15 protein-coding genes are annotated in these 17,467 nt (G+C 74.0%); 13 read left to right on the top strand and 2 right to left on the bottom strand.

Going from position 1 to position 17,467, the window contains the following annotated elements:
* The 13 genes from ABD127_RS15500 to ABD127_RS15440 form a co-directional block, all read left to right on the top strand.
* Nucleotides 1-209 (top strand): hypothetical protein (locus ABD127_RS15500; RefSeq protein WP_344203136.1); only part of this gene is annotated, 209 nt, incomplete at its 5' end.
* A 12-nt stretch (nt 210-221) separates the two neighbouring features.
* The gene (locus ABD127_RS15495; RefSeq protein WP_344203134.1) at nt 222-1,181 is read left to right on the top strand and encodes an ABC transporter permease; all 960 of its coding nucleotides are present in this window, start codon (nt 222-224) and stop codon (nt 1,179-1,181) included.
* Nucleotides 1,178-2,083, top strand: coding sequence for an ABC transporter permease (locus ABD127_RS15490; RefSeq protein WP_344203132.1), 906 nt, complete (start codon nt 1,178-1,180; stop codon nt 2,081-2,083). Before ABD127_RS15495 ends, ABD127_RS15490 begins: the two co-directional genes overlap by 4 nt.
* Nucleotides 2,080-3,735 (top strand): dipeptide ABC transporter ATP-binding protein, encoded by a 1,656-nt coding sequence (locus tag ABD127_RS15485; RefSeq protein WP_344203130.1) that lies wholly within the window; start codon nt 2,080-2,082, stop codon nt 3,733-3,735. Before ABD127_RS15490 ends, ABD127_RS15485 begins: the two co-directional genes overlap by 4 nt.
* Complete coding sequence (locus ABD127_RS15480; protein WP_344203128.1) at nt 3,728-4,711, top strand: ketopantoate reductase family protein; 984 nt, start codon at nt 3,728-3,730, stop codon at nt 4,709-4,711. Before ABD127_RS15485 ends, ABD127_RS15480 begins: the two co-directional genes overlap by 8 nt.
* A complete protein-coding gene (locus tag ABD127_RS15475; protein ID WP_344203126.1) occupies nt 4,704-5,690 on the top strand; it encodes an alpha-hydroxy acid oxidase in 987 nt (328 codons plus the stop codon). Before ABD127_RS15480 ends, ABD127_RS15475 begins: the two co-directional genes overlap by 8 nt.
* Entirely contained in the window at nt 5,690-7,456 is a 1,767-nt protein-coding gene (locus ABD127_RS15470; RefSeq protein WP_344203124.1) for an ABC transporter ATP-binding protein, read from the top strand. The genes ABD127_RS15475 and ABD127_RS15470 overlap by 1 nt, the downstream gene beginning before the upstream one ends.
* The gene (locus tag ABD127_RS15465) at nt 7,453-9,168 is read left to right on the top strand and encodes an ABC transporter ATP-binding protein (protein WP_344203123.1); all 1,716 of its coding nucleotides are present in this window, start codon (nt 7,453-7,455) and stop codon (nt 9,166-9,168) included. Before ABD127_RS15470 ends, ABD127_RS15465 begins: the two co-directional genes overlap by 4 nt.
* Nucleotides 9,165-9,932, top strand: a complete 768-nt coding sequence (locus ABD127_RS15460; protein ID WP_344203121.1) for a DUF1684 domain-containing protein — start codon at nt 9,165-9,167, stop codon at nt 9,930-9,932. The genes ABD127_RS15465 and ABD127_RS15460 overlap by 4 nt, the downstream gene beginning before the upstream one ends.
* Before the next feature lie 4 nt (nt 9,933-9,936).
* Complete coding sequence (locus ABD127_RS15455) at nt 9,937-10,767, top strand: sulfurtransferase (RefSeq protein WP_344203119.1); 831 nt, start codon at nt 9,937-9,939, stop codon at nt 10,765-10,767.
* Nucleotides 10,768-10,825: 58 nt separating this feature from the next.
* Complete coding sequence (locus ABD127_RS15450; RefSeq protein ID WP_344203117.1) at nt 10,826-11,710, top strand: LysR family transcriptional regulator; 885 nt, start codon at nt 10,826-10,828, stop codon at nt 11,708-11,710.
* The gene (locus ABD127_RS15445) at nt 11,700-13,058 is read left to right on the top strand and encodes an FAD-binding oxidoreductase (protein ID WP_344203115.1); all 1,359 of its coding nucleotides are present in this window, start codon (nt 11,700-11,702) and stop codon (nt 13,056-13,058) included. The genes ABD127_RS15450 and ABD127_RS15445 overlap by 11 nt, the downstream gene beginning before the upstream one ends.
* 141 nt (nt 13,059-13,199) lie before the next feature.
* The gene (locus tag ABD127_RS15440) at nt 13,200-14,318 is read left to right on the top strand and encodes an LLM class flavin-dependent oxidoreductase (protein ID WP_344203114.1); all 1,119 of its coding nucleotides are present in this window, start codon (nt 13,200-13,202) and stop codon (nt 14,316-14,318) included.
* A gap of 33 nt (nt 14,319-14,351) precedes the next feature.
* Here the strand turns inward: ABD127_RS15440 and ABD127_RS15435 are convergent, their stop codons facing one another.
* Together ABD127_RS15435 and ABD127_RS15430 are read right to left on the bottom strand one after the other, a co-directional pair.
* Nucleotides 14,352-15,035 (bottom strand): hypothetical protein, encoded by a 684-nt coding sequence (locus ABD127_RS15435; protein ID WP_344203112.1) that lies wholly within the window; start codon nt 15,033-15,035, stop codon nt 14,352-14,354.
* Entirely contained in the window at nt 15,032-17,356 is a 2,325-nt protein-coding gene (locus tag ABD127_RS15430; RefSeq protein ID WP_344203110.1) for an ATP-binding protein, read from the bottom strand. The genes ABD127_RS15435 and ABD127_RS15430 overlap by 4 nt, the downstream gene beginning before the upstream one ends.
* Nucleotides 17,357-17,467: the final 111 nt, after the last annotated feature.

Below are 17,467 nucleotides of genomic sequence, written 5' to 3'. Positions count from 1 at the left end.
AGAGCCTGTTCGAGCAGGCCATCCAGACCACCGACACCGAGCAGACGGAGCAGGCGTACGCCGACCTCCAGGACCTGCTGATCGACGAGGGCGTCACGTTCCCGCTGTTCGAGCGGGTCCAGTACGCCGGTGTCTCGTCCTCGGTCGGCGGCTTCGCCTTCACGTCGGAGAGCTTCCTGCGGCTCAACGACGTGTGGAAGCAGCAGTAGGGAGCACCTGACATGAAGCGGTACGTCCTCAGCCGGTTGGCCCAGGCGGTCGGTGTCCTGTTCGCGGCCTTCACCGTGACCTTCGCCGTGCTCTACCTGTTGCCGAGTGATCCGGTGGAGCTCCAGCTGGGAGCGGCGGGGATCGAGACCGACAAGCTCAGCGACGCCCAGCTCGCGTCGGCGATGGCCCAGTACGGCCTCGACCGACCGGTCGCCGAGCAGTACCTCTCCACCCTGGGTGGCTTCGTGACCGGCGACCTCGGGACGTCGATCGCGAAGCAGCAGCCGGTCGCCGAGCTCCTCGGCGACCGGCTGGGCACCACGCTCGCGCTCAGCGCGGCCGCGGGGGTCCTGACCCTCGTGCTCGGCGTGGGTCTGGCCTACCTCGCCTCCTACGTCCGATGGCGCCCGGCCAGGCTCGTGCTGACCCGGTTGCCGTCGGTGGGGGCGTCCTTCCCGCAGTTCTTCATCGGCCTGGTGCTGATCCAGCTGCTGGCGTTCGAGCTCGGCTGGCTGCCGGCGACCGGCACGGCCGGCGTGCAGAGCCTGATCATGCCGGCCGCGACGATCGCGGTGCTGACCTCGTCGCTGCTGGCGCAGGTCCTGATGCGCAGCTTCGACGACACCCTGAGCCAGCCGTACGTCGTCACGGCCCGCGCGAAGGGTCTCTCGCGGGCGGCGGTGCAGTGGCGACACGGCTTCCGCAACGCGATCCTGCCGGCCATGACGATCCTCGGCCTGCTGGTCGGTCTGACCGTCACGAGCGCGATCGTCGCCGAGACGGTCTTCTCCCGGAACGGCATCGGCAAGCTCGCCCAGGAGTCGGTGCTGGCGCAGGACGTGCCGGTCGTCCTGGCGATCGTGACGCTCGCCGCCGCGATCTTCGTGCTGGTCAACCTCGTGGTCGACCTGCTCTACCCCCTGCTCGATCCCCGCATCGTGCAGCTTCCCCGAAAGGCGGCGGTCCGATGACCCCCGCAGCCGACACCGCTCTCGACCGGGCGGTCGACGCCGCCCTGCTGACCGACGACGGACCCGTCGGCCGACGGGCGCGGCTGCGCGCCATCGCCCGGACCCTCGCGGTGCGGCCCGGGTTCGTCGCCGCGATCCTCCTGGTGCTGTTCGTCGTGGCGGCGGCGTTCGCGCCCACGCTGTTCGCGACCCACGACCCCTACGCCACCGCCCCGGTCGACCGCATGATGTCGCCGGGCTCCGGCGGGCACCTGTTCGGCACCGACGAGCTCGGCCGCGACATCTGGTCGCGGGTCGTCCACGGCGCCTCCCTGACGATCAAGGCGACCTTGATCGCGCTCGGCATCGCCGTCGTCGCCGGCCTCACGCTCGGGGTGCTCTCCGGCTTCTTCGGCGGCATCGTCGACGCGTTGCTGATGCGGTTCGTCGACGTCATGCTCGCGATCCCGAGCCTGCTGCTCGCGCTGGCGATCGTGACGGCCCTCGGCTTCGGCACGATCCCGATCGCGATCGCGGTGGGGGTCGGCATCATCCCCGGCTTCGCCCGCACGACCCGCGCCGAGGTGCTGCGGGTCAAGACGCTCCCGTACGTCGAGGCGGCCCGCGCCGGCGGCGCCTCGTGGCCACGGGTCCTGGTGCGCCACGTCCTGCCCAACTCGTGGGGCCCGGTCGCGGTGCTGGCCGTGCTCGACACGGGCGTCGCCATCATCGCGATCGCGTCGCTGAGCTTCCTCGGGTTCGGCGCGGCGCCGCCGTCCGCGGAGTGGGGCACGCTCATCTCCGCCGGTCGCGGCTACCTCGTCACGGCCCCGTGGGTGCCGCTGCTGCCCGGCCTGTTCGTCGCCGCCGTCGTGCTGAGCCTCAACCACATCTCGAAGACCTTCCAGGAGCTCGAGCGATGACCACGCCACTCGTCAGGATCCGCGACCTCCGGGTCGACTACACCCGTCGTCGTCAGCACGTGCCCGCGGTGCGAGGCGTCGACCTCGACATCGCGCCGGGCGAGGTCGTGGCCCTGGTGGGGGAGTCCGGGTCGGGCAAGACCACGATCGCCAACACGATCATCGGCCTGCTCCCCGAGAACGCCCGCACGAGCGGCGGCAGCGTCGAGGTCGCGGGACCCGATGGTCCGGTCGAGGTCGTCGGCGCGAGGGAGTCCGACCTCCGCTCGCTGCGCGGATCGGTCGTGGGCCTCGTGCCGCAGGACCCGATGGTCGGCCTCAACCCGACCCAGCGCATCGGCGTCCAGGTCGGCGAGGCCGTGCGGCTGCGCGGCGTCACGGGCGACGCCGTCGGCGACGCCGTGCACACCTACCTGCGGCAGGCCGGGATCGACGACCCCGAGCTGCGCGCCCGGCAGTACCCGCACGAGCTCTCGGGCGGCCTCCGCCAGCGGGTGCTCATCGCCATCGCCCTCGCCGGCGAGCCGCGGCTGATCATCGCCGACGAGCCCACGAGCGCCCTCGACGTCACGGTGCAGGCGACGATCCTCGACCACCTCGAGACCCTCGTGCGCCAGTCCGGCACGTCGCTGCTGATCATCACGCACGACCTCGCGGTCGCCGCCGACCGTGCCGACCAGGTGGTCGTGCTCTCGGGCGGCGAGGTCGTGGAGCGGGGCGCGCCCGACGACATCCTGGTCGCGCCGGAGGACGACTACACGCGTCGGCTGATCGCCGCGGCTCCCGGCCTCGCGCACGGCGGCCGCATCGAGCCGCGCCACCAGCTGGCCGACGCCGACGTGGCGACCGCCGACCCGGTGATCCGCCTCGAGGGCGTCAGCAAGGCGTACCCGCTGCCCGGGGGATCGGGGACCTTCGCGGCGCTCGACGACGTGTCGCTGCAGGTCGCGAAGGGTCGCACCCACGCGCTCGTGGGCGAGTCCGGCTCCGGCAAGACCACGACGCTGCGCATCGCGCTCGGCCTCGAGCAGCCTGACTCCGGCACGGTGGCGCTGAAGGGCACCGACATCACGGGGCAGGGCTGGCGGAAGACGCGTCCGCTGCGCCGCACGGTGCAGATCGTGCACCAGAACCCGTACGCCTCGCTCGACCCGCGCTTCACGATCGGCCAGACCATCGCGGAGCCGCTCGTGTCGTTCAAGGTCGGCGACCGCCGGAGCCGGGCCGCGCGCGTCGCGGAGCTGCTCGACCAGGTGTCGCTGCCGGCGTCCTACGCCGAGCGGCTTCCCGCCGAGCTCTCCGGCGGCCAGCGCCAGCGCGTCGCGATCGCTCGCGCCCTCACGCTGGAGCCCGAGGTCGTGCTGCTCGACGAACCCGTCTCGGCGCTCGACGTGTCGGTGCAGGAGCAGATCCTCGATCTCCTCGCGGAGCTGCAGGAACGGCTCGGGCTGTCCTACCTGTTCATCTCGCACGACCTCGCCGTGGTGGCGCAGGTCGCGCACACCGTGTCGGTCATGAGCCGCGGACGCATCGTCGAGTCGGGGGCGGTGTCGTCGGTCTTCGGCGCTCCGCAGAGCGAGCACACCCACGCGCTGATCGAGGCGATCCCGGGTCGCATCAGCGCCCGTCGCCGGGAGGTGGCCCATGTCTGAGCACCGTTACGTCGTCATCGGGGCCGGAGCGGTCGGCGGCGTTCTCGCCGCCCGCCTGTCCCAGGCTGGTCGAGAGGTCCTGCTCGTCGCGCGCGGCGAGCACGGGCGCGTGATCGCGGAGCACGGGCTGACGGTCCGTCACCCCGACGGGGTCGACACCGTGCGACTGCCCGTCGTCGCGGGGCCTCACGAGGTGAGCCTGCGCAGCACCGACGTCCTGCTCCTGGCCGTCAAGACCCAGGACGCCGAGGGCGCCCTGCGCGACTGGTCGTGGCTGCCGCTGGCCGACGTGTCCGGGGGCGTGGCCGCCGACCTGCCGATCGTGACCTTCCAGAACGGCCTCGAGACGGAGTCCGCCGCTCTGCGGCGGTTCGCTTCCGTGCACGGAGCGACGATCGCGATCGCCGCGAGCTACCTCACGGCCGGCGAGGTCGTCTCGCCGTCGCGGGCGCCCGCCGAGGGCGCGATCTGGGTCGGTCGCTACCCGACGGGAGGCGACGAGGTGACCGAGGCGGTCGTGCGGGACCTGTCCGAGGCCGGGTTCCACGCCGTGGTCTCCGACGACGTGCGGGCCGAGAAGAGCGCCAAGCTCCTCGGCAACGTGGGCAACGGCCTCGACCTCCTCACCGGCAGCGACGAGGACCGTGACGCCGCGCGAGCGCTGCTCCGGGCCGAGGCCACCGCCGCGCTCGCGGCGGCGGGGTTGCCGATCGGGCGGCTCGACGCCCCGCTGAGCGTCGAGCCCGTCGAGGGGCACGAGCCCGGTCGCCTGTCGACGTGGCAGAGCTTCGCGCGGGGCGCCTCCAGCGAGATCGACCACCTGAACGGCGAGATCGTGCTGCTGGCCCGTCGCCACGGCCTGGCCGCACCCGTCAACGAGCGCCTGCAGCGGCTCCTCGGGTCCGAGCACACCGGACCCCGCGACCTCACGACCCTGCTCGCCGCCGTCCCTGGCCCCGCTCCCGTCGGTGTCTGAGCAGCGCGAGGGTCAGCGCGACGCGTCCGACTACCGCGAGGGCGGGGCCGGCGACGTGCCGGCCGAGAACGAGCGGCAGTGGCAGGCGTGGGCGCTCCAGCCGCGCACGCTCGTCGGTCCGCGAGCGGTCGACCTCACCACCACGGTCCACGGCCTCGAGCTCGCCCTGCCCGTGCTCGCTGCACCGTCGGCCTGGCACGGTCTGTGGCACCCGGAGGCGGAGGCCGAGACCGCCCGCGGCGTGGTCGCGAGCGGATGCGGGCTCGTGCTCAGCCACGGCAGCACCCTGCCGCCCGAGGAGGTGGCGACGGCGCCGTACCTCCAGCAGCTCTACCTGAGCGAGGACCGCGAGCTCGTGCTGCCGTTCGTGGAGCGCGCCCGGGCTGCGGGCGCCGTCGCCCTGGTCCTGACCGTCGACCAGCTGCCGGTGCCGCGCCAGCAGGCGTTCCGCCTCGCTGCGTCCGAGGTCCCGGCGCCCCGCTGGAGCGCGTACGACACGACGCTCGCCGGTTCGGTACCGGCACGCGGTTTCGGCCCCGAGGACGTCGCGTGGCTCGCCACCGCGACGTCCCTGCCGGTCGTCGTGAAGGGCGTCCTGCACCCCGACGACGCTGTGGCCGCGGTCGACGCCGGTGCCGCGGGGGTCGTCGTGTCGAACCACGGTGGCCGTCAGCTGGCCGGCTCGATCACGACGGCCGAGGTTCTTCCCGAGGTCGTCGCCGCGGTGGCGGGTCGCGTGCCGGTCCACGTCGACTCCGGCATCCGTGACGCGACCGACGTCGTGCGGGCGCTCGCGCTCGGCGCCGACTCGGTGTGGCTCGGCCGCCCGGTGCTGCGCGCGCTCGAGGCCGGAGGAGCGGATGCGGTCGCGGCGCTCCTCCGCGAGCTGCGCGACGACCTGGCGGGCCTCCTGGCCCTGCTCGGGGTCGACACCCCCGCCGACCTGCACCCGGGCCTGGTGCGTCGGAGGGTCGCCTGATGGCCGGGGGACACGTGCAGGTCCTGGGACGTGGGCTCGCCACGATGGCGCGCGGCGCGGTCGACCACCCCGGACCCGCCGTGGTCGCCACGGTGGCCGGGGTCGTCAACGGTCTGACGATGATCGTCGGTGCCGCCGTGATCGGCTGGGCCACGGACTCGCTCGTCATCCCGGTGCTCGAAGGGGAGTCCGTCGAGCGTGCGCTGTGGTGGCAGATCGCCGGCGCAATCCTGGGTGTCTCGGCGGTGCGGGCGCTCACGATCCTGCTGCGAGGGGTGGCCACGGGCCGCGTGCAGCACGCGGCCCAGGCCGCCGACCGCCGCACCCTGACGAACCGGGTGCTGGGGCTCGACCTCGACTGGTACTCCCGCACGCCGCCGGGGCGGGTGCTCGATGCCGTGGTCGGCGACGTGGAGGCGCGCTGGCTCCCCATGATCATGACCTTCTTCGCCCTCGGCATGGCCGTGATGCTCGGTGTGGCCGGCGTGGTGCTGACGAGCGTCGACCCCGGCCTCGGCCTGGTCGTGCTGGCGCTCGTCGCCGCCGTGACCCTCGCGAACGTGGGGCAGCAGATCACCCTGCTGCCGCGCGCCCGGGCCGCGCAGGAGGCGCGGGCCGAGCTCGTCAGCATCGCGCACGAGAGCGTCGACGGCGCCGAGGTCGTGCGCACCCACGGCCTGGCTGCCCGAGAGGTCGGACGCTTCGGGGACGCGGCCGACGACCTGCGTGACAAGAACCGACGAGTCGGCGCCGTGGCCGCGGTGTTCGACCCGCTGCTCGACCTGCTGCCGGGTCTCGCCCTTCTCGCCGTGGTCTGGGTCGGCGCCCGGGGCGTCGATGCCGGACGCCTCTCCCCGGGCGACGTCGTGGAGGTCGCCTACCTGCTGCTGACGGTCTCGATCCCGCTCAGCGTCATCAGCCGGTTCCTGGCGATGATCCCCACCTCCGTGGCCGGGACCGAGCGGCTCGACCGCCTGGGGGAGGGCGAGCCGCGCCGGCTCGGCACGGGTCTCCACGAGGGGGAGGGCCCCGCCGGGTGGCAGCTCCGGGGTGCCTCGCTCGACCGCGGTGGGCGCACCGTGCTGCACGACGTCGACCTCGACGTGCGCGCGGGCGAGGTGCTGGCGGTCGTCGGCGCGACCGGCTCGGGCAAGACCGCCCTGGTGGACCTGCTGACCGGGGCGCGGCCCCCGTCGGCCGGCTCGGCGCGGATCGACGGCCACCCCGTCACCGAGCTCGATCCGCGGACCCGCGTCCGGACGGTCGCGACCACCGCGCAGCGTGCTCACCTCGTCGCGGGCACGGTCCGCGAGAACCTCCGGCTCGGGGCGGCCGAGGGCACGACCGACGACGACCTGTGGGCCGCGCTGGCGCTCGTCGACGTCGACGAGCTCGTCCGGTCGTGGCCGGAGGGCCTCGACACGCCGGTCGGCCGACGCGGGAGCCGCCTCTCCGGCGGGCAGCGCCAGCGGCTCTGCCTCGCGCGCGCCCTGCTCTCGCGCCCCCGGGCCCTGGTGCTCGACGACGCCACGTCGGCGCTCGACGCCGTGGTCGAGGCCGCGGTCCTGGACCAGGTGGCCGCGGCCGCGGCCGACGGGGTCACGCTCGTGCTGGTCGGCAACCGGCTCGGCTCCATCCGTCGTGCCGACCGCGTCGCGCTGCTGCGGGCGGGTCGACTCGTCGACGTCGACACCCACGAGGCGCTCCGGGAGCGCCACCCCGACTACGTCGCGATCGTCGACGCCTATGCCGCGGTGACGCCGTGACGCGCCGCGCCTTCCCGGTCCGCCTCGTCGCGGTGGTCACGGTGCTCGGCCTCGTCGCCGGTGGAGGTCGACTGATCGCGCCGCTCGCCGTGCGCGCCGTGATCGACGACGACCTGGACCTGTCGACCGTCGACCGCGTCCTGCCGCTGGCGGTGGTGGGCGTTCTCGTCGCCGGTCTGGCGTCATGGGCGCTCCACCGCGTCGTCGTGACGACGATCGAGCGCGCGCTCGCCTCCGTCCGCCGGGCGGGGATCGAGCAGGTCCACGCGCTGGCGCCGGCCACCCGTGAGGACCTCGGCCACGCCGGGCTCGTGAGCCGGCTCGGCCCCGACCTCGACGCCGTCACGACCTTCGTCGCCTCCGGAGGCGTGCAGCTGTGGGGCCACCTGTGCCAGATGGTCGTCGCGGCCGTGATCATGCTCGTCTTCTGTGCTCCGCTGACGCTCGGCGTCGTCGCGATCGCGGCCCTCATGGTGGTCGCCCTCGTGCGCCTGCAGGCCGTGGTCGCGCGGCGCTTCGACGAGGTGCGGCGGGCGTTCTCCGGCGTGGCCGACGAGGTCGGCGAGATGACCGCAGGCATCGGACTGGTGCACGCCACGGCGAGCGAGGACCGCGTCGTCGCCCGTCTGGCCGCCGCGAGCGAGGCGACCCACGCCGCGCAGCGCCGCACGCTGTGGCCGATGCACGCCGGGATGGCCCTCGGGGAGGTGGCGATCTCGACCATGACGGTGCTGGTCGTCGTGGGCGGCACGTGGTGGGCGGCGGGTCCGCTCGACCTCAGCACGGGTGACGTCGTGGCGCTGGTGTTCCTCGTGACGTTCTTCGTGCGCCCGCTGCAGGGTGCCGTCCAGTCGTTCAGCGAGGCGCAGGGCGCCCTGGCCGGGTGGCGGCGCGCGACCGAGCTGCTCGACGTCCCTCTCCCGGCCGCCGACCGCACCGTGGCCCTCCCCGACGGCCCGCTGTCGGTGCGCCTCGAGCAGGTCGACCTCGCGTACGGCGACGCGGCGCCGGTCGTGCACGGGCTCTCACTCGAGATCGCGGCGGGCGAGCACGTGGCTCTCGTGGGTCGGACAGGCTCCGGCAAGAGCACCGTGGCGCGCGCCCTGACCCGACAGCTCGACCCCGTGGCCGGCCGGCTGCTCCTCGGGGGTGTCGACGTCGCACAGGTCGCCCCCGAGGGCTTCACCGCCCGGGTCTGCGTCGTGGGCCAGGACCCGTTCCTGTTCGACACGACCGTCCTCGCCAACGTGCTGCTGGGGCGTCCTGGCGCGGACGAGGCCGACGTGCGGCTGGTGCTCGAGCGGCTGTCGCTGCTCGACTGGGCCGAGTCCCTGCCCGACGGCCTGCAGACGCGCGTGGGCTCTCGCGGCGAGTCGCTCGCGGTGGGGGAGCGCCAGCTCGTGGCCCTCGCCCGCACCGCGCTCGTCGACCCCGACCTCCTCGTGCTCGACGAGGCGACGAGCGGTGTGGACCCCGCGACCGAGGCCCGGCTCCAGTCGGCGCTCGCGGTCGTGACCCGGGGCCGCACCACCGTCACGATCGCCCACCGGTTGGCTGCCGCCCGCGCGGCCGACCGCGTCCTCGTGCTGGCCGACGGCCGGCTCGTGGAGGACGGCCCGCACCCCGTGCTGGCCGCTGCGGACGGTCCGTACTCCCGCTTGTTCACCGTGTGGTCGGACGACCACCTGCTCGAGAGGAATCCCATCCCATGACCACGACCCTCACCACCGATGCGTGGCTCGACGACTGGGCCCACTGGCACGCCGACCGCGAGGCGGCCGCCGCGGCCCCGCACGGCCTCGCGTCGACCACCGGCACCCACTGGCTCGACGCCGAGCCGACCGAGCTGCCGACCGTGTCCGGTGCCTGGAGCGCCGCGGACGGCCGGGTGGTCGGCACCGACGTGGGCACCGGCGCGGCCGACGTGCGGCTCGCCCCGGGCGAGAGCCTGGAGCTCGACGACCTCCGGCTGCTCGCGATCTCGCGTGACGGCGTCCTCGCCCTGCGGGTGCTCGACCCCGCCGCGCCGACTCGTGCGGCGTTCGACGGCATCGACGCCTTCGACCCGGACCGCGCCTGGTCGCTCGTCGGCCGCTTCACGCCCGCTGCCGAGCAGGCCACGGTGACGATCGACAACGTCGACGGTCGTCGCGGCCCGCAGGCCCTGGCCGGCACGGTGCACGTCACGATCGACGGCCACGAGGCCGCGCTCTCGGCGTTCCCGGCCGCGAACGGCGGACTGCAGATCACCTTCGCGGACGCCACGAGCGGCACCACGACGAACCGCTTTCGGTTCCTGACCCTCCCCGCGCCGTCGGCGGACGGCACCGTCGCGGTCGACCTCAACCGCGCCTACCTGCCGCCGTGCGCGTTCACCGACCACTACCTGTGCCCCGTGCCGCCGCCCGAGAACCGTCTGCCGGTCGCGGTGCCGGTCGGTGAGACTCTGGTGCGCACGACGCCTGGAAGGGACTGACCTGATGACGATCCTCATCACGCCCGCAGAGCTCGCGGCCGCGCTGGAGTCCAGCCGCCCGCCCCACGTCCTCGACGTCCGCTGGGCCCTCGGCGGCCCTCCCGGCCACGGCGAGTACCTGGCCGGGCACGTGCCGGGATCGGTGTTCGTCGACCTCGACACCGAGCTCGCCACGATCGACGACCCCCGCGACGGGCGCCACCCGATCCCGGCTGACGGCGTGCTCGAGCGCGCTGCGCGCCGGTGGGGCCTGCACGAGGGCGACACCGTCGTGGTGCACGACGCCGGGGGCAACCTCTCGGCCGCCCGAGCCTGGTGGCTGCTGACCGACGCGGGCGTCGCCGACGTGCGCGTGCTCGACGGTGGCCTCGCCGCCTGGACCGCAGCGGGCCTGCCGCTCGCCACGGACGACGTCGTGCCCGAGCCCGGCACCATCAGCCTGCGGCCCGGCCAGCTGCCCGCGACCGACATCGACGGCGCTGCGGCGTGGCCCGAGCACGGGACGCTGCTGGACGTCCGCGCGCCGGAGCGGTTCCGCGGCGAGACCGAGCCGGTGGACCCGCGTGCGGGTCACGTGCCGGGCGCCGTGAACGTCCCGACCGGAGGCAACGTCGGCGAGGACGGCACCTTCCTGGCACCCGACGCGCTGCGCGAGCGCTTCGCGGCTGCAGGTGTCGAGCCCGGCAGCGAGGTCGCGGTCTACTGCGGCTCGGGCGTCACGGCGAGCCACACCGTGCTGGCCCTGCGCCTCGCGGGCATCGACGCCACGTTGTACCCGGGCTCGTGGAGCCAGTGGTCGCAGCACCCCGACCGCCCCGTCGCGACGGGGTCGTGACGCGTCCGCGATGCGGGATCGGGGTGGGGACGTCCCGGCCCGAACCTAGGATTCGGCGATGAGCCGTGACCTCGACCTCGTCCAGCTGCGCACGTTCGTCGCCGTCGTGGACTGCGGCGGGTTCGGCCGTGCGGCGGCCTCGCTCCACCTCAGCCAGCCGACCGTGAGCCAGCACGTGCGGGGCCTCGAGCGCTCGGTGCACACGACGCTGTTCACGCGCGACGGACGCAGCTCCCGGCTGACCCCGGCCGGGGAGCGCCTGCTCGGCGAGGCGCGCCGCATCCTCGCCGTGCACGACGAGGCCCTCGGACGCCTCGACCTGGTGCTGGAGCCGACGATCGTGATCGGCTCCACCGAGACCGCCGCCGAGCAGGTCCTGCCGGAGCTGCTCGGCGCCCTGCGCGCCGCCTTCCCGGGTCGCCAGACCCAGTTCCACATCGACCGCTCGACCCAGATGATCGAGGGCGTCGCCAAGGGCACGCTCGACCTGGCCGTGGTGCTCGGCCTCGGCTCCGACACCCCGGGCACGAAGGTCGGCTCGCTGCCTCTCGGGTGGTACTCGTCGCGGTCCTGGACGCCGCCGCTCCTGGGCGAGGCGTGGCCCCTCGTGGCGTACGTCGAGCCCTGCGGCATGCGGCAGCGGGCGCTGACCGTGCTGGGCGCCCACGACCACCGCGTCGAGGTCGTGGCGGAGTCGACGTCGCTCGAGGGCGTGATCGCCGCGGCCCGCGCCGGACTCGGCCTCGCGGTGCTGCCGGACGCCGGCACGGTGCCCGACGGGCTGGTGCGCCGCACGGAGCTCCCGGCGCTGGGCGACATCACGATGCGGCTGATCTCGCGTCGGGGCATCGACGTCGAGATCGAGCACACGGCGCTGACGACGCTCGAGTCGTTCTTCGCGGGCCGCGCGCAGCAGACCGACGAGGTCGCGCATGAGTCGTGACGCGTTCCTGCTCGAGCTCGCCCAGCGCGCGCCCGTCCTGACCGACGCGACCGCGCGCGAGGCCGCGGCGACGGACCGCTCCGGCCTCCTGCCCCCGACCTCCCCGTTCGCGGTCGTGGCCGCCACGGCGGTCGACCACGTCGTGGCGACCCTCCACCTCGCCCACGAGCACCGCGTCGCGGTGGTCACCCGCGGAGCCGGCACGGGCCTGGCCGGGGGTGCCGTGGCCGACGACGGCGCGATCGTGCTCGACGTGTCGCGGCTGCAGCACCTGGAGATCGACGTCGCCAACCACCGCGCGGTGTCGGGACCCGGCGTGCTGACGGCGCACCTCGACGCGGAGGCCCGGAAGCACGGGCTCTTCTACGCCCCCGACCCGGCGAGCGCGGCGATCTCCACGATCGGCGGCAACGTCGCCACCAACGCGGGTGGCTTCCGCTGCGTCTCCTACGGGGTCACGCGCGACGCGGTCCTCGGGCTGACGACCGTGCTGCCCGGCGGTGCGGTCGTGCAGACCGGCGCCGGCACCGTGAAGGACGTCGTGGGCTACGACCTGACGAGCCTGCTGGTCGGCTCCGAGGGCACGCTCGGCGTGGTCGTCGAGGCGACGCTGCGCCTGCTGCCCACCCCCACCGCCGTCGCGACCGCCTCGGCGCTGCTGGACGACGCGGCCGCTGCCGTCGCCGCGGTCGCCGAGCTGGGTGCCACCGGCATCCGACCGGCGGTCTGCGAGCTGGTCGACGGGCCCACGCTCGCCGCGATCGACGACCTCCGGGGGAGCGACTGGTCCGCGAGGGGCGGTGCCCTGCTGCTGGTGCAGACCCACGGCTCGGGTGCCGCGGCCGACATCGACGTCGTCACCGAGGTGCTCCGGCGCCACGCGGTCTCGGTGGCCACCACGACGGACGAGCGCGAGGCCGAGCAGCTGTTCGCGGCCCGTCGTGACGCGCTGCCGGCGCTGGAGAAGCGCGGGCGCGTGCTGATCGAGGACATCGCGGTGCCGCGGGACCGCGTCGCGGAAGCCGTCGACCGCATCGGCGCGATCGCGGCGGAGCACACCGTGCCGATCTTCGTGCTGGCGCACGCCGGCGACGGCAACCTGCACCCCATCGTGCTCACCGACGCCGGACCGCGTGACCCGCTGCCGCCTGCGGTCGTCACCGCCGCCGACGCCGTGTTCGGCCTGGCTCTGGAGCTGGGGGGATCGGTCAGCGGCGAGCACGGCGTGGGGCTGCTCAAGGGCGAGTGGGCCCGGCGTCAGCTGGGACCCGAGGCCACGGCGCTGGCCGAGCGGATCCGCTCCGTCTTCGACCCGCACGGCATCCTCAACCCCGGGAAGCTCCTGTGACGGTGCCGCCGCGGACGATCCATCGGTCCCCGCGATGAGTGCCCATGGCCGTTCGTCATTGGACCGCGGGTCCAGGCCGTTCATAGGGTCGGAGGACGCCCGCCCGTCGGTGGGTCGGACCCGCCAGAGAGGCACGTCGTCATGACCGTGGAGTTCGTCAACGCCATCAGCACCAAGCCGCCGTCGTCGGAGGGGTCCGCGTTCGACCACTTCTTCCGCGCGGCGATCGACCCGGCGTGGCTGCGTCGGTTCGCCCGGACGATCGACGAGTTCGGCTTCGACTACACGCTGGTGCCCTACGGCTCGGCCGGCCCCGACCAGTACGCGATCTCGGCGACGATCCTGGCGGCCACCGAGCGGCTCAAGACGATGGTCGCGGTGCGCCCCAACACGTCCTTCCCGACCGTGGCGGCGCAGGCGCTCTCCACCCTCGACCAGCTCGGCCAGGGGCGCACGGCCGTGCACGTCATCTCCGGCAGCAGCGACGCCGAGCAGCAGCGCCAGGGCGACTACCTCTCGAAGGAGCAGCGGTACGAGCGCTCGACGGAGTTCATCCAGGTGCTGCGGGAGGTGTGGACGAGGAAGGAGGCCTTCTCGCACCACGGTCCCTACTACGACTTCGACGACTTCGGTCCCGCCCTGGAGACGCACGACGGTGGTGCGCTGCCGGTCTCGCTCGGCGGGTCGTCCGACCACGCCTACGTCGCCGGCGGGCAGGAAGCCGACATCTTCGCGCTCTGGGGCGAGCCCCTGCGCGAGACCAAGGAGCAGATCGACCGCGTGCGCGACGAGGCGCGACGGGCCGGACGCACCGATCGGATCCGGTTCTGGGTCACCTTCCGACCCGTCGTCGCCGAGACCGACGACCTCGCCCAGCAGAAGGCCGCGCGGCTGCTGGACGACGCGGCCCGCCTCTACGGCAACGGCGGCCAGGCGCTCTCGACCAACGTCGGATCGGTGCGGCTGCGCGAGATCGCCGAGCGTGCCGAGCTCCACGAGGACGGCACGATCTGGACCCCGAAGGCGATCGCCGGCGGGGGAGGCGCCTCGTCGTTCGTCGTGGGGTCGCCGGACACGATCGCGAAGACCCTCGTGAAGTACGTCGAGCTGGGTGCGGACATCATCTCGCTGCCCACGCTCGGCCACCTCGACGACTCGATCGACGCCGGCCGTCACGTCATCCCCGCCGTGCGCCAGCTGGTCGCCGAGCGCGGGATCGACCTGGACCGGGCCCACGAGGCGGTCGCACCCGTCAGCTAGGTCCGCGGGCCACGGGCTCGGCCCGTGCCGCGCTCAGACCTCGGGGTCGATCAGCCCGTCGCGGATCGCCTCGCGGCGGAGGTCGATCTTGGTGCGCGCCTCGCGCCCGGCCTCGGCGTACTTCGCCTTCACGCGGGCGAGGTACTTCTTGGCGGTGTCGGGCCGCACGTTGAGGGTGGCGGCGACGGCGTCGAGGCCGACCCCCGAGGCGTAGAGCACGAGAGCACGCTGCTCCTGGTCGCTCAGGGCAGGGCGGGACCCGTCGCCGGCGATGACGCTGGCGAGCTCCGGGGTGACCCAGGTGCCGCGCTGCAGAACGGCCCAGGTCGCCTCGATGATGTCGGCCTCGCTGTCGCGCTTGCCCACGATGCTGCCGACCCCGGCCTGCAGGACACGGCGGACCAGAGCGGGGGAGGCCATGGCCGAGAGGACGAGGACGCGAACCCCCGAGTCGATGAGGTCCCGGAGCGCGTCGGGGTCGACGTTCGGGCCCCGCTCGACGACGAGGTCGAGCACGACGAGGTGGGGGCGCGTGGCAGGACTCTGGGTGCGGATCCACTGCAGGAGGAGCGGGAAGGTCTCGCCGGACCAGACGATGCGCAGACCCTCCTGGGCGTGGAGCAGCTGCTCGGTGCGCCGTCGCTGGAGCAGGTGGTCCTCGACGATCGCGATGCGCCAGTAGTCCGCAGTGGAGTCTCGGCCGGCTGGAGTGGTCACGCGTTGCTCCTCGATTCGTGGCGGCGGACGATGACGAGGTCGGTGTCACCGAAGGGCGAGACCTCAGCGGTCCACCGCTCGGGGAGCGTCGTCGAGTCGGCGAGCTCGGCCAGCCACCGGTCGGGGCCGAGAACCGTCAGCTGTGGTGCCGAGCCGTCGACGAACAGACCGACGGTCACCCGTTCGCCCGGTGTGGCCTGGCCGACGGCCTCGACCACCAGGGATCCGAGGGCCTCGGCCTCGTCGCGGTCGTCGACGTCGAGGTCGCCGGTCCGCACCACGAGCTCGACCCCCTGGGTGCGGGCGTCGGCCAGGGCCTGGGCGAACCAGGGCCCCATGTGCACCGCACGGGGGCTGAGGAGGGTGAGCTGGCGCAGGTGGGCCTCCTCGGTCGCGCACGCCGCGCGCACGGCCGGGTCGGCCGCGTCGGCGCTGCCGTCGGCGAGATCGCGCAGCAGGCGGAGCGATGCCTGGAGACCGGCGGTGGTCCACCTCACCCGCGCGTCGGCGACCGCGGCGACCAGGGAGGACTCGAGGCGGGAGTCGTCGGCCGAACGCTGCTCGTCGACGGCCCGCGCGGCGATGTCGTCGATGGTGCGCAGGAAGACGGTCCAGGCGGCCACGATCGCCAGCGCCGGGACGCCCGCCACGGCCACCACGGCGGCGATCTCCGGCTCGGTGTCGAGCCGCTCCCCGGCGAGGACAGCGACGGTGACCAGGTGCGCGAGCACGCCTGCGAGGCGCTCGGCCCGGGTCCGCGCGTGGACGAGGAGGATCACCGGGAGCGCGGTCACCGCGATCGCCTGCCACCGGATGATGTCGACCCGCCCGTAGTCGACCGACGCGAAGGACAGGACGAACACGACCGGGATCGCGGCGACGATCACGGCCGAGACCACGACCGGCAGGTGCGCGCGGTGCCGGGTCGTCAGCCAGGCCGTCACGGTGAGGGCGATCAGCAGACCCAGCATCGCGAAGGCGGGCTCGGGCGGCGTGTTCAGCGGGGCGATGGTGAAACCGACGCCGATGACCGTGGCGGCCCAGGCCCAGCTGCCCCGGTCGCGCAAGCTCGAGAGCACGGTGGCGAAGTCGTGCCCCGGGACGAGGACTGGTCGGGTCTCCGTGCTCGCGGCCGCCGGAGCACGGAGCGTGATCTGCGTGCCCCGTCCGGGGTCGGTACGGATCGAGGCCTTGATGCCCGCGTCCGCGGACCGACGGAGGACGGACTCGGCGAGGCCGCGTCCGGCGGGGGTGACGCCGTCGAACCCGGCACCGTCGTCGCTCACGGTCACGACCAGGTCCGAGGCCTCGACGCGGACGTCGATGGTGGCCCGATGGGTCCCGGAGTGCTTGGCGACGTTCAGCAGGGCCTCGCGCACGGAGCCGGTCAGCGAACGCCTCACGGCGGTCGTCAGCTCGGCCTCGAGCATCGACGTCTCGGCCGCCGAAGCACCGGTCCAGTCGAGGGTGACGGCCTGCGACGCACCGACCGCACGGATCCCGAGGTCCTCGCGGGAGGCGCGGCCCTCGAGCAGCCCCTCGATCACGGGCACGTCACGGCGGCAGCGGTCACGCACGAGCTGCGGGTCGTCGACGGCCGCGCCTCCGGCCGCGATGGCGGCGAACGTGTTGATCACCGTGTCGTGCAGGGTCCGGGCGTCCTCGGCGGCCTCGGTCGTCGCGGTCTGCGCCACGACCAGTCGCTCCTGCTCGACGGCGGAGGTCAGGGAGGCGTCGTCGGCGGCATCGGCGAACCGGCGCAGGAACGGCACGGCGAGCTTTGCGCCGATCACGATCGACAGGGTCGTCACGATGCTGGACGAGGCCAGCGCCTGCCAGTCGTCGTGGACGGTGAGCAGGAAGACGGGGGTGATGGCGGCCATCAGCGTCGGGCCGATGACCGTCGTGCGGTGTCGGGACGCGAGCGGGACTGCGGCGGCGAGGAGGTTGTGCTGCCAGGCCCCCGCGAAGCACAGGGCGCCGGTCACGCTGTCGGCACCGAACCAGGCGACCAGCACGCCGGCGTAGGTGACCACGGCCAGGACACCGGGGTGCAGGTGCCCCCTCAGGACGAGCAGTCCGCAGGCGGCGACCACGAGGCTCGAACCGATCAGGAGCGGAGCCGGGAGACGGAGGTCGGAGCCGAGGACCGACCAGATCATGACGGCCTGCCAGAGGACGGCGCCCAGCACGAGGGTGCGCTCCAGCGACCGGTCGAGGCTCGACCCGGCCCAGCCCTTCGCAGGCGGTGCGCCGAGCAGGATGTCGCGAGCGCGCCTGCGGGCGAAGCTCGTCACGCGGGCAGGATCCAGACGACTCACGCGCCGGAAGGTATCACCGTTCGCGGGGTGCTCGACGCCGTTCGGCGGATGCCGTGAGCGGGCCGGAACGCGCCGGAGGGTGCCACCGATGCGGTGGCACCCTCCGGGTCG

The organism is Aeromicrobium alkaliterrae, from assembly GCF_039529015.1.
GTDB lineage: Bacteria > Actinomycetota > Actinomycetes > Propionibacteriales > Nocardioidaceae > Aeromicrobium > Aeromicrobium alkaliterrae.
This window is presented reverse-complemented; position numbering and strand designations above follow the sequence as displayed.

What these genes read in the sequence shown, in the direction of transcription:
- ABD127_RS15490 (WP_344203132.1), top strand. Translation starts at nt 1,178, where the DNA reads ATGACCCCCGCAGCCGACACCGCTCTCGACCGGGCGGTCGACGCCGCC.
- ABD127_RS15445 (WP_344203115.1), top strand. Translation starts at nt 11,700, where the DNA reads ATGAGTCGTGACGCGTTCCTGCTCGAGCTCGCCCAGCGCGCGCCCGTC.
- ABD127_RS15455 (WP_344203119.1), top strand. Translation starts at nt 9,937, where the DNA reads ATGACGATCCTCATCACGCCCGCAGAGCTCGCGGCCGCGCTGGAGTCC.
- ABD127_RS15460 (WP_344203121.1), top strand. Translation starts at nt 9,165, where the DNA reads ATGACCACGACCCTCACCACCGATGCGTGGCTCGACGACTGGGCCCAC.
- ABD127_RS15495 (WP_344203134.1), top strand. Translation starts at nt 222, where the DNA reads ATGAAGCGGTACGTCCTCAGCCGGTTGGCCCAGGCGGTCGGTGTCCTG.
- ABD127_RS15480 (WP_344203128.1), top strand. Translation starts at nt 3,728, where the DNA reads ATGTCTGAGCACCGTTACGTCGTCATCGGGGCCGGAGCGGTCGGCGGC.
- ABD127_RS15440 (WP_344203114.1), top strand. Translation starts at nt 13,200, where the DNA reads ATGACCGTGGAGTTCGTCAACGCCATCAGCACCAAGCCGCCGTCGTCG.
- ABD127_RS15470 (WP_344203124.1), top strand. Translation starts at nt 5,690, where the DNA reads ATGGCCGGGGGACACGTGCAGGTCCTGGGACGTGGGCTCGCCACGATG.
- ABD127_RS15485 (WP_344203130.1), top strand. Translation starts at nt 2,080, where the DNA reads ATGACCACGCCACTCGTCAGGATCCGCGACCTCCGGGTCGACTACACC.
- ABD127_RS15450 (WP_344203117.1), top strand. Translation starts at nt 10,826, where the DNA reads ATGAGCCGTGACCTCGACCTCGTCCAGCTGCGCACGTTCGTCGCCGTC.